Below are 801 nucleotides of genomic sequence, written 5' to 3'. Positions count from 1 at the left end.
TTACTACGTGTGTTTTATTTCAGCATCCGCGCCCCGCCAAACCATACACCGAGATATACCCTCTTCCCCTACACGACGCTCTGCCGATCTGCGACCCCGCGCCGCACGCGCTGCGGCGTCGCGAGCGCCGTCACGTCGTCGCCGTCGAAGCGCACGACGCCGCGGCGTGGCCGCATCAGCCCGAGGATCAGCTTCATCGTCGTCGACTTCCCGCTCGCGTTGCCGCCGAGCAGGCTCACGATCTGCCCGCGACCGACTTCGAAGTTCACGTCGAAATGCACCTGCACCGGCCCGTAGAACGTGTCGAGGTGTTCGAGTTTCAGCAGCGCGTCGGTCATGGTCGTGTCGGGTCCGGAAGAAATTGCGGTCATGCGGCCGCCTGTGCTGCGCGTTCGGCCGGCGCGCCACCCGCGTGGCGGCGGCCGAGGTACGCCTCGATCACGCGCGGATCGTGCCGCACGTCGCGCGGCGCGCCTTCGGCGATCTTCACGCCGTTGTCGAGCACCATCACGCGATCGGACACGCGCATCACGAGTTCGAGCTTGTGCTCGATCAGCAGGATCGTCAGGCCGCGCGCCTTCAGCGACTGGATCAGTTGCAGCATCTCGGCCGTTTCCGTCTCGTTCATCCCGGCCGTCGGCTCGTCGAGCAGCAGCAGGCGCGGATGCAGCGCGAGCGCGCGGCCGATCTCCACGCGCCGCCGGTTCGCATACGACAGGCTGTGCGCCGGATGATCGATGCGCGGCGTGAGCCGCTCGCCGAACCCGGCGACGATCGCGCGCGCCTTGTCGCGCAGCGCGG

At 67.9% G+C, this 801-nt stretch carries 1 protein-coding gene and 1 pseudogene; both read right to left on the bottom strand.

Annotated elements, in window-relative coordinates; genetic code table 11:
* Positions 1–89: 89 nt before the first annotated feature.
* Positions 90–371, bottom strand: a pseudogene (locus G3N99_RS41390) (ATP-binding cassette domain-containing protein); the annotation flags it as partial.
* The coding region (locus G3N99_RS41385; RefSeq protein WP_206125328.1) for an ATP-binding cassette domain-containing protein at positions 368–801 on the bottom strand (434 nt) is incomplete at its 5' end. The gene G3N99_RS41385 and the pseudogene G3N99_RS41390, both read right to left, overlap by 4 nt.

The organism is Burkholderia sp. Ac-20392 (assembly GCF_017104585.1).
Lineage (GTDB): Bacteria > Pseudomonadota > Gammaproteobacteria > Burkholderiales > Burkholderiaceae > Burkholderia > Burkholderia lata.
This window is presented reverse-complemented; position numbering and strand designations above follow the sequence as displayed.